20 protein-coding genes are annotated in these 20,373 nt (G+C 64.0%); 10 read left to right on the top strand and 10 right to left on the bottom strand.

What is annotated here, in order from left to right:
* Window positions 1–29 precede the first annotated feature (29 nt).
* The 8 genes from rodA to PSEEN_RS22290 all read left to right on the top strand — a co-directional run bounded on the left by rodA (window position 30) and on the right by PSEEN_RS22290 (window position 7,729).
* Window positions 30–1,133: a rod shape-determining protein RodA gene (rodA, locus tag PSEEN_RS22325; RefSeq protein WP_011535843.1), complete on the top strand. Its 1,104-nt coding sequence runs from the start codon at window positions 30–32 to the stop codon at window positions 1,131–1,133.
* A gap of 17 nt (window positions 1,134–1,150) precedes the next feature.
* Window positions 1,151–2,161, top strand: coding sequence for a lytic murein transglycosylase B (gene mltB, locus PSEEN_RS22320; RefSeq protein ID WP_011535842.1), 1,011 nt, complete (start codon window positions 1,151–1,153; stop codon window positions 2,159–2,161).
* Window positions 2,161–3,159 carry a septal ring lytic transglycosylase RlpA family protein gene (locus PSEEN_RS22315; protein ID WP_011535841.1) on the top strand — a complete coding sequence of 333 codons (999 nt, stop codon included), beginning with the start codon at window positions 2,161–2,163 and terminating at the stop codon, window positions 3,157–3,159. The genes mltB and PSEEN_RS22315 overlap by 1 nt, the downstream gene beginning before the upstream one ends.
* Window positions 3,160–3,517: 358 nt before the next feature.
* A complete protein-coding gene (locus tag PSEEN_RS22310) occupies window positions 3,518–4,678 on the top strand; it encodes a D-alanyl-D-alanine carboxypeptidase family protein (protein ID WP_011535840.1) in 1,161 nt (386 codons plus the stop codon).
* A 73-nt stretch (window positions 4,679–4,751) separates the two neighbouring features.
* Window positions 4,752–5,027: a DUF493 domain-containing protein gene (locus PSEEN_RS22305; protein ID WP_011535839.1), complete on the top strand. Its 276-nt coding sequence runs from the start codon at window positions 4,752–4,754 to the stop codon at window positions 5,025–5,027.
* Window positions 5,027–5,674: a lipoyl(octanoyl) transferase LipB gene (gene lipB, locus PSEEN_RS22300; protein ID WP_011535838.1), complete on the top strand. Its 648-nt coding sequence runs from the start codon at window positions 5,027–5,029 to the stop codon at window positions 5,672–5,674. Before PSEEN_RS22305 ends, lipB begins: the two co-directional genes overlap by 1 nt.
* A gap of 2 nt (window positions 5,675–5,676) precedes the next feature.
* Window positions 5,677–6,693 (top strand): lipoyl synthase, encoded by a 1,017-nt coding sequence (gene lipA, locus PSEEN_RS22295; RefSeq protein WP_011535837.1) that lies wholly within the window; start codon window positions 5,677–5,679, stop codon window positions 6,691–6,693.
* Between the two features lie 97 nt (window positions 6,694–6,790).
* Entirely contained in the window at window positions 6,791–7,729 is a 939-nt protein-coding gene (locus PSEEN_RS22290; protein ID WP_011535836.1) for a S66 peptidase family protein, read from the top strand.
* Window positions 7,730–7,842: 113 nt separating this feature from the next.
* Here PSEEN_RS22290 and PSEEN_RS22285 read toward each other — a convergent pair whose 3' ends face one another.
* The 5 genes from PSEEN_RS22285 to leuS form a co-directional block, all read right to left on the bottom strand.
* Window positions 7,843–9,156 (bottom strand): lytic murein transglycosylase, encoded by a 1,314-nt coding sequence (locus PSEEN_RS22285; protein ID WP_011535835.1) that lies wholly within the window; start codon window positions 9,154–9,156, stop codon window positions 7,843–7,845.
* A 62-nt stretch (window positions 9,157–9,218) separates the two neighbouring features.
* Window positions 9,219–9,383 carry an alternative ribosome rescue factor ArfA gene (arfA, locus tag PSEEN_RS22280; RefSeq protein ID WP_011535834.1) on the bottom strand — a complete coding sequence of 55 codons (165 nt, stop codon included), beginning with the start codon at window positions 9,381–9,383 and terminating at the stop codon, window positions 9,219–9,221.
* A 218-nt stretch (window positions 9,384–9,601) separates the two neighbouring features.
* The gene (gene holA, locus PSEEN_RS22275; protein ID WP_011535833.1) at window positions 9,602–10,639 is read right to left on the bottom strand and encodes a DNA polymerase III subunit delta; all 1,038 of its coding nucleotides are present in this window, start codon (window positions 10,637–10,639) and stop codon (window positions 9,602–9,604) included.
* 37 nt (window positions 10,640–10,676) lie between these two features.
* Window positions 10,677–11,282: an LPS-assembly lipoprotein LptE gene (locus PSEEN_RS22270; RefSeq protein WP_011535832.1), complete on the bottom strand. Its 606-nt coding sequence runs from the start codon at window positions 11,280–11,282 to the stop codon at window positions 10,677–10,679.
* Between the two features lie 54 nt (window positions 11,283–11,336).
* Window positions 11,337–13,943 (bottom strand): leucine--tRNA ligase, encoded by a 2,607-nt coding sequence (gene leuS / locus PSEEN_RS22265; protein ID WP_011535831.1) that lies wholly within the window; start codon window positions 13,941–13,943, stop codon window positions 11,337–11,339.
* Between the two features lie 238 nt (window positions 13,944–14,181).
* On the opposite strand from leuS, the gene PSEEN_RS22260 reads away from it, so the two are divergent.
* Together PSEEN_RS22260 and PSEEN_RS22255 are read left to right on the top strand one after the other, a co-directional pair.
* Complete coding sequence (locus PSEEN_RS22260; RefSeq protein WP_011535830.1) at window positions 14,182–14,496, top strand: hypothetical protein; 315 nt, start codon at window positions 14,182–14,184, stop codon at window positions 14,494–14,496.
* Window positions 14,497–14,622: 126 nt separating this feature from the next.
* Complete coding sequence (locus PSEEN_RS22255) at window positions 14,623–15,384, top strand: YdcF family protein (RefSeq protein WP_011535829.1); 762 nt, start codon at window positions 14,623–14,625, stop codon at window positions 15,382–15,384.
* A 118-nt stretch (window positions 15,385–15,502) separates the two neighbouring features.
* Here PSEEN_RS22255 and lnt read toward each other — a convergent pair whose 3' ends face one another.
* The 5 genes from lnt to PSEEN_RS22230 form a co-directional block, all read right to left on the bottom strand.
* Window positions 15,503–17,020, bottom strand: coding sequence for an apolipoprotein N-acyltransferase (gene lnt / locus PSEEN_RS22250; RefSeq protein ID WP_011535828.1), 1,518 nt, complete (start codon window positions 17,018–17,020; stop codon window positions 15,503–15,505).
* 8 nt (window positions 17,021–17,028) lie between these two features.
* Window positions 17,029–17,868: an HlyC/CorC family transporter gene (locus PSEEN_RS22245; RefSeq protein WP_011535827.1), complete on the bottom strand. Its 840-nt coding sequence runs from the start codon at window positions 17,866–17,868 to the stop codon at window positions 17,029–17,031.
* A 27-nt stretch (window positions 17,869–17,895) separates the two neighbouring features.
* Window positions 17,896–18,369 (bottom strand): rRNA maturation RNase YbeY, encoded by a 474-nt coding sequence (gene ybeY / locus PSEEN_RS22240; RefSeq protein WP_011535826.1) that lies wholly within the window; start codon window positions 18,367–18,369, stop codon window positions 17,896–17,898.
* Window positions 18,362–19,360, bottom strand: a complete 999-nt coding sequence (locus PSEEN_RS22235) for a PhoH family protein (RefSeq protein ID WP_011535825.1) — start codon at window positions 19,358–19,360, stop codon at window positions 18,362–18,364. Before PSEEN_RS22235 ends, ybeY begins: the two co-directional genes overlap by 8 nt.
* A gap of 342 nt (window positions 19,361–19,702) precedes the next feature.
* Window positions 19,703–20,248: a tetratricopeptide repeat protein gene (locus PSEEN_RS22230; RefSeq protein ID WP_011535824.1), complete on the bottom strand. Its 546-nt coding sequence runs from the start codon at window positions 20,246–20,248 to the stop codon at window positions 19,703–19,705.
* Between the last annotated feature and the right edge of the window lie 125 nt (window positions 20,249–20,373).

Here is a 20,373-nt window from a genome sequence, read left to right as displayed (position 1 = left end):
TCGATCGCATGCTCTCCAGCGAGGACGTGATGCGCAGGCGCGCCAGCTTCCTGCAGCGCATCCATGTCGACGGCCCCTTGCTGCTCATCCTGCTGACGCTGGCCGCCGGCAGCCTGTTCGTGCTCTATTCGGCCAGCGGCAAGAACTGGGACCTGCTGATGAAGCAGGCCAGCTCGTTCGGCATCGGCCTGGTGTCGATGTTCGTCATCGCCCAGCTCGAGCCGCGCTTCATGGCGCGCTGGGTACCCCTGGCCTACCTGGCCGGGGTGTTCCTGCTGGTGGTGGTGGACGTGATGGGCCACAACGCCATGGGCGCCACGCGCTGGATCAACATCCCGGGGGTGATCCGTTTCCAGCCCTCGGAGTTCATGAAGATCATCATGCCGGCGACCATCGCCTGGTACCTGTCCAAGCGCACCTTGCCACCGCACCTCAAACATGTGGCGATCAGCCTGGTGATGATCGGTGTGCCGTTCATCCTCATCGTGCGCCAGCCTGACCTGGGCACGGCGTTGCTGATCCTCGCCTCCGGCGCCTTCGTGTTGTTCATGGGCGGCCTGCGCTGGCGCTGGATCATCAGCGTGATCGCCGCGGCGGTGCCGGTGGCGGTGGCCATGTGGTTCTTCGTCATGCACGACTATCAGAAGCAGCGCGTGCTGACCTTCCTCGACCCGGAAAGCGACCCGTTGGGCACCGGCTGGAACATCATCCAGTCCAAGGCGGCGATCGGCTCGGGCGGGGTGTTCGGCAAGGGCTGGCTGCTGGGCACCCAGTCGCACCTGGACTTCCTGCCCGAGAGCCATACCGACTTCATCATCGCCGTGCTGGGTGAGGAGTTCGGCCTGGTCGGCATCTGCCTGCTGCTGATCGTCTACCTGCTGCTGATCGGCCGCGGGCTGATGATCACTGCCCAGGCGCAGACGCTGTTCGGCAAGCTGCTCGCGGGCAGCCTGACCATGACCTTCTTTGTTTATGTGTTCGTCAATATCGGTATGGTCAGCGGCCTTCTGCCCGTGGTGGGCGTGCCGCTGCCCTTCATCAGCTATGGCGGAACTTCGTTGGTGACGCTGCTGTCAGCGTTTGGCGTTCTGATGTCGATCCACACGCACCGCAAATGGATCGCGCAAGTTTGAAAAAGGTGAAGAATTCAATGCAAGCAGTGCGTAACTGGGCTGCCCGTTGTGTGCCGTGGATCGGCGCGGTGGGCCTGTTCGGCGCTGTCCAGCAGGCTGTTGCCGGCGATTACGACAACTCGCCCCAGGTGGCCGAGTTCGTCGGTGAGATGACCCGCGACTACGGCTTTGCCGGCGAGCAACTGATGGGCGTGTTCCGCGAGGTACAGCGCAAGCAGGCGATCCTCGACGCGATCTCGCGGCCGGCCGAGCGGGTCAAACCCTGGAAAGAATACCGCCCGATGTTCCTCACCGATGCGCGCATTGCCCGCGGTGTGGACTTCTGGCGCCAGCACGAGGCCGCCCTGGCCCGCGCCGAGCAGGAATATGGCGTGCCGGCGCAATATATCGTCTCGATCATTGGCGTGGAGACCTTCTTCGGTCGCAATACCGGCAACTATCGCGTCATCGATGCCCTGTCCACGCTGGGCTTCGACTACCCGCCGCGTGCCGAATTCTTCCGCAAGGAGCTGCGCGAGTTCCTCCTGCTGGCCCGCGAGGAACAGCTCGACCCACTGACGCTCAAGGGCTCCTATGCCGGTGCCATGGGCCTGCCGCAGTTCATGCCCAGCAGCTTCCGCAACTATGCGGTGGACTTCGACGGTGACGGCCACATCAATATCTGGAACAACCCGGACGATGCCATCGGCAGCGTCGCCAGCTACTTCAAGCGCCATGGCTGGGTGGCCGGCGAGGCCGTTGTCAGCCGTGCTCAGGTGCGCGGCGAGCGCGTCGACGAGGGCCTGACCACGGGCATCGAGCCGGTGAAGACGGTCGGGGAGTTGCGAGCGCTGGGCTGGTCGAGCCATGATGCGTTGCGCGATGATCTGCCGGTCACCGCCTTCCGCCTGGAGGGCGAAAACGGCCCTGAGTACTGGATGGGCCTGAAGAACTTCTATGCGATCACTCGCTACAACCGCAGCGTGATGTACGCCATGGCGGTGCATCAGCTTTCGGAACAGCTGGTTCTGGCACGGGGCGTCAAGTAATGCGCGAATTCTTCACAGTGAACACCGCCAAACTGTTGACCTGCCTCGCCGTGGGCCTGGTCCTGGCCAGTTGCTCCTCCAGCCGCCCCGCACCGCAGACGGGTGGCAACACCGTCCGCGCGCAGCCGGGCCTGGACATCAACCGCGCCCACAAGGATGGCGCGCCCTGGTGGGACGTCGACGTCAACAAGATCCCCGACGCCACCCCGACCGTGCACACCGGCAACTACAAGGCCAACCCGTACACAGTGATGGGCAAGACCTACTATCCGATGCAGGACTCGCGCAGCTACCGCGCCGAGGGTACCGCCTCGTGGTACGGCACCAAGTTCCACGGCCAGAACACCGCCAACGGTGAGCTCTATGACCTTTACGGCATGAGCGCGGCGCACAAGACCCTGCCGCTGCCGGCCTACGTGCGGGTGACCAACCTGGCCAACGGCCGCACCGTGATCCTGCGGGTCAACGATCGTGGCCCGTTCTACTCCGATCGCATCATCGACTTGTCTTATGCGGCAGCGAAGAAGCTCGGTTATGCCGAGATCGGCACCGCGCATGTGCGCGTCGAGGGAATCGATCCACAGCAATGGTGGGCCCAGCGTGGCCAGCAGCCTCCGCTGATGCTCAAGGAACCACAGGTGGCCCAGGCCCAGCCGATTCCGGCCAGTACCGGGCGGATCGAGCAATGGACGCCGCCGCCACAGCAGCACGCGGCGCCCGTGGTGCCGGTGCAGGTGGGGGGTAACAACGTACCGAACGGCAACGGTGGCAGCTTCCTGCAGGTGGGTGCGTTCGCCAACCCGGACGCCGCCGAGCTGCTGCGCTCGAAGCTGAGCACCATGGTCAGCGCGCCGGTGTTCATCAGCTCCATCGTGCGCAACCAGCAAACGCTTCACCGGGTGCGCCTGGGGCCGATCAACAGCCAGGGCGAGATCCAGCAGGCCCAGGACAGCATTCGCCTGGCGAATCTGGGGCAGGCGAAGGTGGTCACTGATTAGACCCTGAGGGCGCTATGCACTCTGTAGGAGCGGCCTTGTGCCGCGAAAGAGGCGCAACGCGGCCCCAGACTTCAGCGATTCTGCCGATATCGCCGGGGCTGCTTTGCAGCCCTTTCGCGGCACAAGGCCGCTCCTACAGGGGCGTGCCTGAACCAAAGGTCCCAAAACAGGCAACGCCGACCTGTCGGTTTGTTCATGAATTGCCGGGCAATGGCATGTACAATGCCCGTTTTTGCCCGCAGCGGCATTACGCCGCACATTCGGGCCAGGCCTCAGGCCATAAAACTAGACTGACGGGGCGCTGGGCAACCGAACCTGCCCACGAAACATCAGACCATTAGCGATTTACGAGAGACGGATGAACATCACCAACCTTGCCAAACGACTCTGCCTGCCCGTTCTGCTGCTGATCACGCCTGCTGCCTTCGCGGCGGAGCAGATGATGCCGGCACCTCCGCAACTGGCCGCCAAGTCCTACGTACTCATGGACGCGTCCAGCGGCAACGTGCTGGTCGAGAACAACGGTGACGAGCGCCTGCCACCCGCCAGCCTGACCAAGCTGATGACCGCCTACATCGCCACCCTGGACATCCGTCGCGGCCAGATCGGCGAGAACGACCCGGTCACCGTCAGCGAGAACGCCTGGCGCACCGGTGGTTCGCGCATGTTCATCAAGGTCGGTAGCCAGGTCACCGTCAGCGATCTGCTGCACGGCATCATCATCCAGTCGGGCAACGATGCCTCTGTTGCCCTGTCCGAGCACATCGCCGGCAGCGAAGACGCCTTCGCCGACATGATGAACAAGACCGCCGGCGACCTGGGGATGGCCAACAGCCACTTCATGAACCCGACCGGCCTGCCGAACCCGGAGCACTACTCCTCGGCCCACGACATGGCCCTGCTGGCGCGCGCGATCATCAACGAAGACCCCGCGCACTACGCCATCTACTCGCAGAAAGAGTTCTACTGGAACAACATCAAGCAGCCTAACCGCAACCTGCTGCTGTGGCGCGACAAGACCGTTGACGGCCTGAAGACCGGCCACACCGACGAAGCCGGCTACTGCATGGTCGCCTCGGCCGTTCGCGACGGCCAGCGCCTGATCGCCGTGGTGTTCGGCACCAACAGCGAGCAGTCCCGCGCCGCCGAGACGCAAAAACTGCTGACCTACGGTTTCCGCTTCTTCGAAACCCAGACCTTCTACCAGAAAGGTACCGAGCTGACTCAGGCTCCGGTGTGGAAAGGCGCGACCAACCAGGTGAAAGCCGGCCTGGCCAACGACCTGACCATGACCATGCCTAAAGGCCAATTGAAACGCCTCCAGGCTTCGATGACCATGAACCCGCAACTGACCGCCCCGATCGCCAAAGGTGACGTGATCGGTAAAGTGGAAGTCAAACTGGACGAGAAAGTTGTTCACAGCGCCGACCTCATCGCCCTCGACGGCGTGGAGGAAGCTGGTTTCTTCGGCCGTGTGTGGGATAGCATCCGCCTGTTCTTCTACGGTTTGTTCAACTGATACGTGACCTGCACGCCCCCGTGAACCAGGCGGGGGCGATGCTGTTGTCACGGCTTACGAGGCCGTTTCCGCCATGAGCGAAGAAGACGTCAAGTCGCACAAAATCGAATTCCCCTGCGAGGACTACCCGATCAAGGTGATCGGCGACACCGTTGTCGGTTTCCGTGACACCGTGATCGAGATCCTCAGCAAGCACGCCAAGGTCGACCTGTCGACCCTGGCCGAGCGCCAGAGCAAGGAAGGCAAGTACACCACGGTGCAACTGCATATCGTTGCCGAGAGCGAGAACCAGCTGCACGACATCAACAGTGCCCTGCGTGCGACCGGCATCGTGAAAATGGTGCTGTGATGTCCGGCGTTCTCGGTATTCGCGATCTTGGCCTGCAGCCCTATGAACCGGTGCTGGAGGCCATGCGTCGCTTTACCGAGCAACGTGGCCCCGAAAGCCAGGACGAAGTCTGGCTGGTGGAGCACCCGCCGGTGTTCACCCAGGGGCAGGCCGGCAAGGCCGAGCACCTGCTGATCCCGGGCGAGATCCCGGTGGTGCAGACCGACCGCGGCGGCCAGGTCACTTATCATGGCCCCGGCCAGCTGGTGGCTTACTTGCTGCTGGACGTGCGCCGCCTGAGCATTGGCGTGCGCGAACTGGTCAGCCGCATCGAGCAGACCCTGATCGACCTGCTCGCCAGCTATGGCGTACAGGCCGTGGCCAAGCCCGATGCCCCTGGCGTCTATGTCGATGGCGCGAAGATCGCGTCCCTTGGCCTTCGAATCCGCAATGGCCGTTCCTTCCACGGCCTTGCCCTGAACGTGGACATGGACCTCGCGCCATTCCGCCGAATCAACCCCTGTGGGTATGCGGGGCTGGCCATGACCCAGCTGCGTGACCTGGCAGGCCCGATCGAACTCGACGAGGTCAGGACAAGGCTGCGCGGACAGCTGGTCAGGCACCTCGACTATGCTGAGCAGACGACCCTGACGGGCGGAATCGACTGATTATGACAACTGTGCAAGAAGCCGTGCCGAACCTGATCCCGACGCAAGACGTCACCCCACGCCCTGCCCCGAAGAAAGTCGAGGCCGGTGTGAAGCTGCGCGGCGCCGAGAAGGTGGCGCGCATCCCGGTGAAAATCATCCCCACCGAAGAGCTCCCGAAGAAGCCTGACTGGATTCGCGTGCGCATCCCGGTTTCGCCGGAAGTCGACCGTATCAAGCAACTGTTGCGCAAGCACAAGCTGCACAGCGTCTGCGAGGAGGCCTCCTGCCCGAACCTGGGCGAGTGCTTCTCCGGCGGTACCGCCACGTTCATGATCATGGGCGACATCTGCACCCGTCGCTGCCCGTTCTGCGACGTCGGCCACGGCCGTCCGAAGCCACTGGACCTGGACGAACCGAAGAACCTGGCCATCGCTATCGCCGACCTGCGCCTGAAGTACGTGGTGATCACTTCGGTGGACCGCGACGACCTGCGAGACGGCGGCGCCCAGCACTTCGCCGACTGCATCCGCGAAATCCGCGCGCTGTCGCCGGGCGTACAGCTGGAGACCCTGGTCCCGGACTACCGTGGGCGTATGGATGTGGCGCTGGAGATCACTGCGCAGACCCCGCCGGACGTGTTCAACCACAACCTCGAAACCGTGCCCCGCCTGTACAAGGCCGCGCGTCCGGGCTCGGACTACGACTGGTCGCTGGACCTGCTGCAGAAGTTCAAGCAGATGGTTCCGCACGTACCGACCAAGTCTGGCCTGATGCTGGGCCTGGGCGAGACCGACGAGGAAGTCATCGAGGTCATGCACCGCATGCGTGAGCACGACATCGACATGCTGACCCTGGGCCAGTACCTGCAACCGTCGCGCAACCACCTGCCGGTGCAGCGCTTCGTGCACCCTGACACCTTCGCCTGGTTCGCCGAGGAAGGCTACAAGATGGGCTTCAAGAACGTTGCCTCCGGCCCGCTGGTACGCTCGTCGTACCACGCCGACCAGCAGGCCCACGAAGCCAAGATCAAGCTCTGATACGAGCTTGAGCGAACGATGCCGATGCACGCCGTAAGGCGGCATCGGCTTTTTTTTAGCTGCAAGTTTCAAGCGACAAGCTGCAAGGAGTGGCGCGATGAATTGTGTGGAGACTGTTGAATCCCTGTTGCCCAAGGCATTGCCCGACAATGCCTGCTTCGCCATCGTCGCGCCGGCGGGGCCGGCCAGGGTGGATGCTGACAAGGCCCGTCAGTGGTTCGAGCGGCGGGGATACCGTTGCCGTCTCTATCCCGGGGTAAGCCAGGCGGATGGTTACCTGGCGGGCAGCGACCAGCAGCGTCTCCAGGACCTGCACGATGCCTTTCGCGACCCCGGCATCGACGCGATCCTCTGCATGCGGGGTGGCTATGGCAGCATGCGTCTGCTTGATGCCCTCGATCTCGAGCTGATTCGCCGCCATCCCAAGCCGTTGATCGGCTACAGCGATATCACCGCCTTGCACACGGCCATCAACCGGTATTCAGGCCTGGTCACGTTCCACGGGGCGATGCTCAATGCCGACCTGCTGGGTGACAAGCTCGAGCCAACCGTGGGTTCGCTGTTCGAACAGTTGGGCGGGCAGTTGGGGAAGGGGGATGAGATTGGCCATCCTGCCGCCTTCCCGCTTACCACTGTGGTACCTGGAGTGGCCTCCGGGCGCCTGATGGGGGGCAACCTGTCGATGCTGGGCGCCACGATGGGCTCGCTGGCGGAGATTGATACCCGCGACAGCATTCTGTTCATCGAGGATGTCAACGAGCCGCTTTATCGGGTGGACCGCCTGCTGACCCAGCTGCGCCTGGCGGGCAAGCTGGAGGGCGTGCGAGGTGTGCTGGTGGGGGATTTTGCGGGGATTACGGTCGCTTCATTGACGCCGCTGCTGCTGGATATCTTCGGGCCGCTTGGGGTGCCGGTGTTGGCGGGGTGGCGCAGTGGGCATTGCAATCCGAACGTGTGCCTGCCGCTGGGGGCGAGGGTGCAGCTGGATGCCGGCCAGCAGAGGGTGGTGCTGGAGCAGGGATTGTTCAAGGCTTGAAGTGGTCGGGGCCGCGTTGCGGCCCATCGCCGGCAAGGCCGGCTCCTACAGGTACAGCGCAAGTCCTTAGATCGGCGCAGGCCTGTAGGAGCCGGCTTGCCGGCGAACAGGTCTCAACGACGCAGGCTATCGAGCAGCTTGTGCGTCGGATACCCATCCGCCGGCCAGCCCTGCGCCTGCTGCGCGTTGCGGATGGCCTTGCGGGTATTGGCACCGATGATGCCATCGGCATTGCCCGCCTCGTGCCCATTGGCATTGAGCAGCGTCTGCAGCTCGATACGCTCGCTACGGCTCAGGGGCAGGTCGTCCTTGGGCCAGCTGCCTGCGATAAAGCCCCAACCGTAGAAACGATCCCCCAGCAGGCTCACCGCCAACGCATACGACGACGAGTTGTTGTACTTGAGGATGGCGCGGAAGTTGTCCAGCACCAGGAAGGCCGGGCCGCGGGCGCCAGCCGGCAACAGCAGCGCGGCGGAGAGCTGGCTGCTGCCTGCGGGCAGTTGGGTGCCAGCTGGCAAGGTCACGCCCAGTTGCAGCCACTCGCTGACGCTCTTGCGCTGGCTGCCGTCGGCCAGCCAGAAGTCGAAGCCGGCCGGCACCTGCACCTCGAAGCCCCAAGGCTGGCCACGCTTCCAGCCGGAAGCTTGAAGGTAGTGGGCGGTGGACGCCAGGGCGTCGGCGGTGCTGTTCCAGATGTCGCGGCGACCATCGCCGTCGAAGTCCACGGCGTGAGTCAGGTAGGTGGTCGGGATGAACTGGGTCTGGCCCATGGCGCCGGCCCAGGAGCCACGCATGGCGTCGGGCTGGATATCGCCGTTCTGCAGGATCTGCAGGGCGGCGATCAGCTGGTCCTGGGCGAACTGCGGGCGACGGCCTTCGTAGGCGAGGGTGGCCAGCGAGCGGATCACCGACTTGCTGCCCTGGAACTGGCCGAAGTTGCTCTCCATGCCCCAGACCGAGACCAGCACCTGGCGGTCGACGCCGTAGCGCTGTTCGATACGGCTCAGCAGTTCGCTGTTCTGCTCCAGCAGCTTCTTGCCGTTGCGCACGCGCAGGGGCGACAAGGCACCGTCGAGATACTCCCAGACCGGGCGGGTGAACTCGGGTTGGCTGCGGTCGGCCTTGATCACATCCATGTCTGGCGTGACGCCGAGGAAGGCGCGGTCGAACAGGCTGGGGCTGATGCCTGCCTGCAGGGCTTGCTGGCGGAAGCCTGCCTGCCATTGGGCGAAGGTCTGCAACGGCTGGATTTCGGTGCTGACTTCAGGGGTGGTGCTGGGCAGGGTGACGACCGGGGCGGGCTGGGCAGGTGCCAGCGGCAGGGCGTCCGCGGCGGTGGGTTTCTCCGCGCAGGCGACGAGCAGGATGAAGCTGGTGGCAGCGATCAGCTGGCGTGGTTGCCAGCGTAGAGTGAGACGAGAGGGCATGCACAGATCCAGAATTGCAGGTCAGGTGCCGACCATACCATGCCTGCGCCTTTCATGCCCTTTCAGGCGGCCATAAAGCAAGAAGCCTCCCAATCTCTCGATTGGAAGGCTTCGCGGCGGTAGCTGCCTTTGCCCTTGTTCGGTTGTTCCTGTCGGCAGCGGAACAGCGGTTGGGCGATGATCGACTTGGCTTTGTTGGGACCGTGCTTCTTGGGTTTCTTGCTCATGGTGGGTTCCCGGTCAGGGTGGATTTCGTGGTGGACTTTAGGCGTTTGGGCAGAGGAGAGCCAATTGATTGTGTTTATGGTTTGAAAGCTGTTCGCCGGCAAAGCCGGCGGCGATGATCTTGAGGGCGGCGCGGTCTCTGTAGGAGCGGCTTCAGCCGCGATGCAGGCGACGCGGCATCTGGCACCCGCTTTGCGGGTGATCGCGGCTGAAGCCGCTCCTACTCGGACGGGAGGGTCAGGCGTTGCCCTGCCATCAGCAGCGACAGCCGGGTCAGGCCGGTCCAGGGTGACCCTTCGGCTTGCCCCTTGATCTGCGCATCGATGCGCTGGGCATCCTGCAGCAGCATGGCCCAGCGCTGTGCCGAAAGGCGTTGCAGGGCTTTGCTCACCAGTGGGCGACGTTTGTCCCACACGGGTGGCCGGGCCTGGCTGAAGGCTTTGTCCAGCGGTACACCTTGGCTGAATTGCAGGGCCAGCCCAGCCAGCAGGCGCAACTCACGGGCCAACGCCCAGAGTATGACCGGCGGCTCGACCCCCTCGCCACGCAGGCCTTCGAGCATGCGCAGGGCGTGGGCCGCTTCACCGTTGAGAATGGCATCGACCAAGCCGAAGACATCGAAGCGGGCGCTGTCGGCGACGGCGGCCTGGACGGTCTCGACGGTGATCTGGTTGCCTTCGGCGAGCAGCTTGAGCTTCTCGATTTCCTGGGCGGCAGCCAGCAGGTTGCCCTCCACCCGTGCGGCGATCAGGTCGACCGCATCACGTTGGGCCGACAGGCCGGCCTGCGACAGGCGCTGGTTGATCCACTGCGGCAGTTGTTGCGCATCCACCGGCCAGATCTGCACGAACTGGCAGTGCTCGCCTTCTATCAGCGCCTTGCCCCACTTGGTTTTCTGCGCGCTGCCATCGAGCTTGGGCAGGCTGATCAGTAATAGCGTGTCCTCGGCAGGCCTGGCGCAATATTCCATCAGCGCGGCGGCGCCTTTGTCACCGGGTTTGCCGGAGGGCAGGCGCAGCTCCAGCAGGCGACGCTGGGCGAACAACGACAGGCTGGCACCGGCCTGAAGCAGGTTGCCCCAGTCGAAGTTGGCGTCGGCGCTGAACACCTGGCGTTCATCGAAGCCCTGCTGGCGTGCTGCGCCACGAATGGCGTCGGCGGCTTCCTGGCACAGCAGCGGGTCGTCACCGCTGACGATGTATACAGGCGCAAGCTGGCCTTGCAGGTGCTTGTTGAGTTGGGCGGGGGACAGTTTCATAGAAAGAGGCGGGGCACCTCAGGTGCCCCGTTCAGGCTCAGTTGGCCGGGATTTCCAGCGGCGATTGCTGGGGTGTCTCGTCCTGGATGCGTTGCGCTTCCTGCAGGGCGCGTGCTTCGGCCTGGGCGCGCTCGTCGGCCTTGCGTTGCAGGTCGTCGAGGCGGGCCGGGGTCAGTTGCTGCAGGCGTACCATCATGCCCTGGACCAGGTCGCGGCGGATTTCGCTGCGAACTTGGGTGGCTTCCTGGCCGGAGCCGGTGATGTTGTTGCCGTCGTACACGTAGTACTTCTGCACTTGCAGCTTGTCTTCCAGCAGAACGCTGTCGTTCTGACCTTGGATCGTGTAGTTGAGCACGGTGGTCAGCTCGTATTCCGCCGAGCGGGAGCCGCCGGTGTAGGTTGCCGCGCGCTGGGTTTCCTGCTCGTTGGTGAGCACGAGCTTGTAAGGCGCGCCGCTGTAGACCTTCACGCCGCTGTTCTGCAGCGTGGTGCGCAGTTGCTTGACCGTGTCGCCGTAAGCGTTACGGGCGCCGAGGTCCAGTTCCTTGATGGTCAGTTCGGTGGTGCCAGTGCCGCGCAGCTGGAAACCGCAGGCGCTGAGCAGTACGGCCAGGCCCATTACCAGCAGATTGCGTTTGATCATGTTGTAGCTCCCTCGTGGGCCGAATACGCCCACCCGTGCGGGTGGGCGTTGCCATCAATTGGCGACGATGTTGACCAGCTTGCCCGGTACCACGATGACCTTGCGGATGGTCAGGCCATCGGTGAATCGCAGGACGTTCTCGTTGTTGCGGGCGGCGGCTTCAATCTCTTCACGGCTGGCGGCGGCAGGCATTTCCACCTGGCCACGCAGCTTGCCGTTGACCTGCACCACCAGCGTCACGGTGTCCTGCACCAGGGCGCTTTCGTCGACGCTCGGCCAGGTCGCGTCGATCACTGCCTGCTCATGGCCCAACTGCTTCCACAGTTCGTGCGAAATGTGCGGGGTGATCGGCGCCAGCAGCAGGGTGACGGCCTCAAGGCCTTCCTGCAGCAGGGCGCGATCCTGGGCGGTGACCTGCGGGGCCTTCTCCAGCACGTTCATCACGGTCATCACCTGGGCGATGGCGGTGTTGAACTTATGGAACTGGCCCACGTCGGTGCTGGCTTGCTTGATCGCGGCGTGGATGGCGCGGCGGATGACTTTCTGCTCGTCGCTCAGGGCGGCGATGTCCAGCTGGCCCGGCAGGCCCTGTGCCACGTGGGCCTGGGCCAGGCGCCAGACGCGACGCAGGAAGCGGCTGGCACCCTCGACGCCAGAGTCGGACCACTCCAGGCTCATGTCGGGCGGCGAGGCGAACATCATGAACAGGCGGCAGGTATCAGCGCCGTATTGCTCGATCATCGATTGCGGATCGACGCCGTTGTTCTTCGACTTCGACATCTTTTCGGTGCCGCCGATTTCCACCGGCAGGCCGTCGGTCTTCAGGCGCGCGCCAATGATCTTGGCTTTCGCGTCGCGCTCGATCTCGACGTCGGCCGGGTTGAACCAGTCCTTGCCGCCGTTGCTGGCGACACGGTAGTACGTTTCGGCGACGACCATGCCTTGGGTGAGCAGGTTCTTGAACGGCTCGTTCGAGGTGACCAGGCCTTCGTCACGCATCAGCTTGTGGAAGAAGCGCGCGTACAGCAGGTGCAGGATGGCGTGCTCGATACCGCCGATGTACTGGTCTACGGGCAGCCAGTGGTTGGCGGCTTTCGGGTCGACCAGGCCCTTGTCATAGTTAGGGGAGGCGTAGCGGGCGAAGTACCAGGACGACTCGACGAAGGTGTCCATGGTGTCGGTTTCGCGCTTGGCCGCCGTGCCGCATTTCGGGCAGGTGCATTCGTAGAACTCAGGCATGCGCGCCAGTGGCGAACCGGCGCCGTCCGGCACCACGTTCTCTGGCAGCGTCACCGGCAGTTGGTCTTCCGGCACCGGCACGTCGCCGCAGGACGGGCAGTGGATAATCGGGATCGGGCAGCCCCAGTAGCGCTGGCGGCTGATGCCCCAGTCGCGCAGGCGGAACTGAGTGCGCGACTTGCCGAGGTCCTTGCGGATCAGCGCGGCTTCGATGGCGTCGAAGGCGCCCTGGAAGTCCAGGCCGTCGAACTCGCCGGAGTTGATCAGTTGGCCATGCTCGCCGTAGGCGGCCAGCCATTCGCTGCCAACGTCGTCACCGGCGCTGGTGCGCACCACGGCCTTGACCGGCAGGTTGTACTTGTGGGCGAACTCGAAGTCGCGCTCGTCGTGGGCCGGTACGGCCATTACGGCGCCATCGCCGTAGTGCATCAGCACGTAGTTGGCGACCCACACCGGCAGCTTCTCACCGGTCAGCGGGTGCTCGACGAACAGGGAAGTGGCCATGCCCTTCTTCTCCTGCGTGGCCATGTCGGCCTCGGCGACGCTGCCGCTCTTGCACTCGTCGATGAACGCCTGCAGCGCCGCGTTGCCCTGGGCGGCCTGGGTGGCCAGCGGGTGCTCGGCGGCGACGGCCACGTAGGTAGCGCCCATCAGCGTGTCTGGACGGGTGGTGAAGACCTTCAGGGTGCCTTCATGGCCAATGCTGGCCTGGTCGTACGGGAACTGCACTTCCATGCCGCGCGACTTGCCGATCCAGTTGCGCTGCATCGTCTTGACCTGCTCGGGCCAGCCCGGCAGCTCGTCGAGGCTTTCCAGCAGCTCGTCGGCGTAGTCGGTGATGCGGAAGTAGTACATCGGGATCTCGCGCTTCTCGATCAGCGCGCCCGAGCGCCAGCCACGGCCGTCGATGACTTGCTCGTTGGCCAGCACGGTCTGGTCGGCAGGGTCCCAGTTGACGGTGCCGTTCTTGCGGTAGATGACGCCTTTTTCGAACAGGCGGGTGAACAGCCACTGTTCCCAGCGGTAGTAGTCCGGCTTGCAGGTGGTGACCTCACGGGACCAATCGATGGCCAGGCCCAGGCTCTTGAGCTGGGTCTTCATGTAGTCGATGTTTTCGTAGGTCCACTTGGCCGGGGCGACGTTGTTCTTCATCGCGGCGTTTTCCGCCGGCATGCCGAAGGCGTCCCAACCCATCGGTTGCAGGACGTTCTTGCCGAGCATGCGCTGGTAGCGGGCAATCACGTCGCCGATGGTGTAGTTGCGCACGTGGCCCATGTGTAGCTTGCCGCTCGGGTACGGGAACATCGATAGGCAGTAGTAAGTCTCTTTGCCTGGCTGTTCGGTAACAGCGAACGATTGTTGCTCGTCCCAGGCATTCTGGGCGGCGGCTTCTACATCACGGGGTGTGTATTGTTCGTGCATGGCTACTTTGTATTGAGAGATAAGAGACATGTTCCAGGCAGCGCGACCTCGCTGCGTCCGGCACTCCGGTGTCGTAATAGAGTGAACGCCGTAGCATACATGAGCGCCGCGCGTCGTGGGAAACCCAGTTTGCATCGCGCGCCGCGCGGGCCGTTGGTCGTGACGGACGGCCGCTTTTGCCAGCGACGCTAAGCTCTTTTGTGGGGGGAGATATTCTTACCTTCAATGAGGTGAACGGATGGGAGAGTCGCAACTACCTGCAAACAAACCGGAGCTGTACGAGCGCCTGATCGACCGGCTGGGCCTGGCACTGGAAATCGCCAGGACTTCGGTACGATTGCGCGATGAGATGCCCACCGAACTGGAATTGCGCGGCCTGAGCCACGCCGAGTTCGAGGTGATCAAGGCCTACCTGGAATCCCTCCCGGAAAGCCGTCATGCCAGCGCCGGTGCGTATACGCAGCCGGAACAGTCCACGGCCAGGATCATCTGGCTCAAGGATAGAAAGCGTTCAACCGCTCCAGCCAGATCCAGGACGCTGCCGTCCCGATAGCCGTTCAGGGTTGCAGGCGCAGGGCAACGCGCCGGTTCTTCGTTACACACGCTCCGATCGGTGCCGGTCGCCCTTGAGGCCCGGCGCCGATCCTCTTAGGCTGCATGCCTTCCATGGAGGTATGTCATGCCGATTCGCTTTTTCATCAAACAATGGTTGATGCCCCCGGGCCTGCTCCTGCTCCTGCTGCTGGCCGCTTGGTGGTGGCGACGACGGCGGCCGCGCCTGGCGGCTTTCTGTTTCACCGTTGGATTGGGGGGGGTGTGGCTGATGAGCCTGCCGCTGGTGGTGGAGCAGGCTGCGCGGGCGCTGGAGACCGAACCGCCCCTTGAACTGGCCAGTTGGAAGGACCTGGCGACCAAGGCCGATGCCATTGTGGTCCTTGGTGCCGGGCGTGAGCGGGGTGATCCGGCCTGGGGCGGCTCGGACCAGCCGACCTACGTCGCGCTGGAGCGCATGCGTTTCGCCGCCCAGTTGGCCAAGGCTTCCGGACTGCCGGTGTTGACCAGTGGCGGTCTGCACTACGGCACGCCGCCCAGTGAGGCGCAATTGATGGCGGATCGGCTGGAGGCCGATTTCGGGGTGAGGGTCACCTGGAAGGAAGAGGCCAGCCGTACCACCTGGGAGAATGCCGACTTCACGGCGAAGCTGTTGCAACCGCTGGGTATTCGTCGTGTGGTGGTGGTGACCCAGGCCTGGCATATGCAGCGTTCGCGCTGGAGCTTCGAGCGGGCCGGGTTTGAAGTGGTGCCGGCGCCGGTGGGCTTCCTCGGCCGGGAGCATGCGCGGCCGTTTGGCGGGCTGCTGCCGGAAGGGCGGGCGATGTGGCAGAGCGGGCAGTTGTTGAACGAGGCGGTGGGGTTGCTGGGGTATCGGGTGTTCTACTGATGCCTGGCGTACGCGATCCCTGTAGGAGCGGCTTCAGCCGCGATCACCCGCTAAGCGGGTGCCAGGCACCGTGGTGCCTGCATCGCGGCTAAAGCCGCTCCTACAAGGGCTTCGCCGTTCAGACTGTTTTAGCGATTCGCCCGGCCAGCAAGGCCCAACCCAGCAACAAGGTGCAGACGATCGCCAGCGGCCACGAACGCCATTGCAGGTAGGGCGTCAGTTGCTGCATCGGCACCACCTCGCCATACAGCACCGCCCGCTGAAACTGCGGCACTTGCGCGGTGATCCGGCCGAATGGGTCGATCAGCGCGGTCACGCCGTTGTTGGTGGCGCGGATCATCCAGCGACCGGCCTCAAGCGCGCGCATCTGGGCCATCTGCAAGTGCTGCAGCGGGCCGATCGACGTGCCGAACCAAGTGTCGTTGCTGATGGTCAGCAGCAGGTCGCTGCGCGCCGCCAGGCTGGCGGCGAATTCCGGGTAGACCACTTCGTAGCAGATGTACGGGGCGATCTGGTAGCCCTTGGCCTGCAGCAGTGGCTGGTCCTCAGGGCCGCGAGCGAAGTCCGACATCGGCAGGTTGAAGAACTCGATCAGCCCGCGCAGCATGTCTTGCAATGGCACGTACTCACCAAACGGCACCAGCTTCTGCTTGAGGTAGGTGCCGTCGCCTTCACCGGTTACGGTGACGCCGTTGAAGTAGCGGCGCTGGTGGCGCACTTCCTGGCGCACCGGCACACCGGTGATCAGCGCCGAATGCCGGTCGGCGGCAAAGCCACCCATCATGTCGATGTAGCCCTGGGCCTGGTCCTTGAGCACGGGCACCGCGGTTTCCGGCCAGACCAGCAAATCGACGGGTTTCGAGCTGAAGCTCATGTCGCGGTACAGCGCCAGTTGCGCGTTGACGTGGGCGGGGTCCCATTTCAGGTCCTGTTCCACATTGCCTTGCAGGGCGGCGACCTTCAGCGGGTCGCCCGCTGGCTTGGTCCAGGCGTGGTCCTTGAGGGCCAGGCCGATAATCCAGGGCGTCGCCAGCAACAGCACACCCACAGCCAGGAACGAACGGCGTTCGCGCAGGCGATGGAGGTTGCACAGCAGGGCGGCGGTCAGCGCCAGGGCGAAGGAAATCAGCCATACACCGCCCAGCGGGGCGAGGCCGGCAAGTGGGCCGTCGAGCTGGCTGTAGCCGGCGTAGAGCCAGGGAAAGCCGGTGAGGAACCAGCCGCGGAAGGCCTCTTGCAACAGCCACAGGGCGGCGAAGCACAAGGCGTCGGCCAATGGTGCTTCGTCGCGGCGCAGCCAGCGCGCCCAGAGCCAGGCGGGCAGGGCGAAGAAGAACGCCAGGCAGGCGAAGAACGCTACCAGCAAGGCGATCGCCAACAGCGGCGAGGCGCCGCCGTAAGTGTTCATGCTGACGTAGATCCACCAGGTGCCGGCGCCGTACAGGCCGAAGCCGAAGCACCAGCCACGGCCCAGGGCCTGACGCGGGCTCAGCTCGCGCAGGCCTGCGTAGAACAGGGCCAGGGACAGCAGGGCCAGCGGCCAGATGTCGAAAGGCGCCAGGGCCAGGAGGGTGGAGGCGCCGGCCGCCAGGGCCAGCAGGTTACCGGGCCAGCCGGGGCGGGTGATCCAGCGCATGTCGTTCCTTAGCGGGTGATCGGTGTCAGGCGCAGCAAGTGTATCCGGCGACTGTCGGCGTTGAGAACACGGAAACGGTAGCTGCCGATCTCGGTGGTTTCGTTACGCTTGGGCAGGTGGCCAAAGGCACTCATGACCAAGCCGCCGACGGTGTCGAACTCGTCATCGGAGAAGGTGCTGTCGAAGAACGCGTTGAAATTCTCGATGGGCGTGAGCGCCTTGATCAGGAAGTCGCCGCTGGGCAGTGGCTTGATGTAGCTGTCTTCCTCGACATCGTGTTCGTCCTCGATGTCGCCGACGATCTGCTCGAGCACGTCTTCGATGGTGACCAGGCCCGCCACGCCGCCGTATTCGTCGATGACGATGGCCATGTGGTTGTGGTTGGCGCGGAACTCGCGCAGCAGCACGTTCAGGCGCTTCGACTCGGGCACGAAGGTGGCTGGGCGCAGCAGGTCCTTGATGTTGAAGCTGTCACCGTTCTCTTTGAGGATGAGTGGCAGCAGGTCCTTGGCGAGCAGGATGCCGAGCACATCGTCGTGGCTCTCGCCGATCACCGGGTAGCGCGAGTGCGCGGCGTCGATCACCGCCGGCAGGAATTCGCGTGGCGACTGGCTGGCCTTGATGCTGATCATCTGCGAGCGCGGCACCATGATGTCGCGTACCTGCAGGTCGGCGACCTGGATGGCGCCTTCGACGATGGTCAGCGCTTCGCTGTCGAGCAGCTTGTTCTGATGGGCTTCGCGCAGCAGCTCGAGGAGCTCCTGGCGGTTTTTCGGCTCATGGGCAAAAGCCTGGGTCAGCTTACCCAGCCAGGACTTTTGCCCGTTGCTCGATCGATCTTCGCTCATGGCGGTTACTCGTGATCCTTGCAGTGTTCAGTGTGTGATTGAATCGGTTTCGTCGTCGGCGTAGGGGTCCGGGTGACCCAGTTCCGCCAGCAATTCTCGTTCCAGCGCTTCCATCTCCTCGGCCTCATCGTCTTCGATGTGGTCGTAGCCGAGCAGGTGCAGGCAACCGTGGATGACCAGGTGCGCCCAGTGCGCCTCGAGCGCCTTGCCCTGTTCCCGGGCTTCGCGCTCGACCACCGGCACGCAGATCACCAGGTCACCCAGCAGCGGGATGTCGAGCAGGTCGTCGGGGACGTCGGCGGGGAAGGACAGCACGTTCGTCGCGTAGTCCTTGTGCCGGTAAGTGTGGTTCAGCTCGCGGCCTTCGGCTTCGTCGACCAGGCGGATGGTCATCTCCGAGTCGGCTGTGCGCTGGCGCAGGGCCAGCTCGCACCAGCGGCGGAAGGCGGCGTCATCGGGGGCAGCGGCGTCCGTGGCCCGTTGCAGGTCGAGTTCAAGCATCTTTGCCGGTGGCCTCGGGCTTCGACTGACGGGCTTCGAAGCGGTCGTAGGCTTCGACGATACGCTGCACCAATGGGTGGCGCACCACGTCCTTGGGTTGGAAATGGGTGAAGCTGATGCCCGGCACGTCCTTGAGCACCTCGATCACGTGGGCCAGGCCCGATTTGGTGCCGCGTGGCAGGTCGACCTGGGTGATGTCGCCAGTGATCACCGCGGTCGAGCCGAAGCCGATGCGGGTGAGGAACATCTTCATCTGCTCGAGGGTGGTGTTCTGGCTTTCGTCGAGAATGATGAAGCTGTTGTTGAGCGTGCGGCCGCGCATGTACGCCAGCGGCGCGATCTCGATCACCTGGCGCTCGATCAGCTTGGCCACGTGTTCGAAGCCGAGCATTTCGTAGAGTGCGTCGTAGAGCGGGCGCAGATACGGGTCGATTTTCTGTGCCAGGTCGCCGGGCAGGAAACCGAGCTTCTCGCCGGCCTCGACCGCCGGACGCACCAGCAGGATGCGGCGCACCTGTTCGCGCTCCAGGGCGTCGACGGCGCAGGCGACCGCCAGGTACGTCTTGCCGGTACCGGCCGGGCCGATGCCGAAGTTGATGTCGTTGGCCAGGATTTCCTTGACGTAGCGCTGCTGGTTGAGCCCGCGCGGGCGAATGTTGCCCTTGCGCGTGCGCAGCGTGACGCCGACCTCGTTGACGGCCGGGTTGTCGATGTGTTCGACGGCCGACTCCTGGAGATAGAGGTGGACGGTTTCCGGCGACAGATCGTTGGCCTTGGTCTCGCGGTAGAGACGGCGCAACAGCTGTTCAGCTGCGGAAGTGGTCTTGGGTTCGCCGATCAGCTCGAATTGATTGCCGCGGTTGCGGATCTCGATGGCCAGGCGTTGTTCGATCAGGCGCAGGTGCTCGTCGAACTGGCCGCACAGGTTGGCGAAACGGTGGGCCTCGAAGGGTTCGAGGATGAAACGATGGGGTTGTATGGGTGCGTTCAAGGTCGTTTTTAGCCGCTCGACGGCGATGGATGTGAACTCAAGAATAACCCTTGAATGGCAGTGGCGAAAGCACTGAAACGATCAAGGGGTGTGGTCCTGCGCGGGCGCCTTCGCATTCAGGCCTGCTTGCGCCGCCCTTTGTAGGAGCGGCTTTAGCCGCGATGCAGGCGCCGCGGGGGCTGGCACCCGCTTCGCGGGTGATCGCGGCTGAAGCCGCTCCTACAGAGGTCGTGCCACGTCAAGGGGGCCTTGCGTCGCAAGGCGGCCGATGACACCAACGGCGTTTGCCCGCCTGCAATGTATCGTGGCAGTGGAAGTTGACGATAGGGTGAAGGCGAGGGCTCAGGGCAACGGCGAAAAGGGCGTGCGCCCTTCGGCGTTCTGCAATTCGAGCAGGTACTTGCGGAAGATCTGGCCGAGCACCTGGGTGGCGTGCTCGAGTTCGTCGCGGGGCATTTGCTCGGTGACTTCGTCGGCCATGTCCAGGGCGTCCTCCGCCCCGTTGACCGCGGCCATTTTCAGCAGGATGTAGGCCTGCACGTTGTTGGCCTTGACGCCTTCGCCATGGAAGAACATCGAACCGAGACGGTACTGCGCCTGGGCCTGGCCTTGCAGCGAGGCTTTTTCGAACCATTTGAGGGCGAAGTCGAGGTGGCGTGGCGTGCCGCTGTAGTAGAACTCGCCCAGTTCGTACTGCGCTTCGGCATCCCCGGATTCCGCCGTCCGCTCGCAGGCCTTCAGGGCGCTCTCAAGCTCCTCGGGCGCGGTATTGAGGGTGCAGCGGCCCGTTGCCGGAATCAGCAACGAGTTACCGCCCTCCGCCAGGGCCAGCAGGGGCTGAAGTAGCAACAGGCAGCCCAGGGTCAGGGCGCGGCCGGTGCGGTTCATGGGGATCGACTTACCTCTGCAAAGCTGCGGCCAATGTCTCTGGTGGCACATTATGGGATAAGCAGCGCCAACCTTACAAAGATTTACTCGAATTTCTGCCTCTTGAAAGAAGAAGAGGCTTCAGC

The organism is Pseudomonas entomophila L48 (genome assembly GCF_000026105.1).
GTDB lineage: Bacteria > Pseudomonadota > Gammaproteobacteria > Pseudomonadales > Pseudomonadaceae > Aquipseudomonas > Aquipseudomonas entomophila.
The sequence above is the reverse complement of the archived record's forward strand: the minus strand, read 5'-3'. Positions and strand labels throughout refer to the sequence as shown.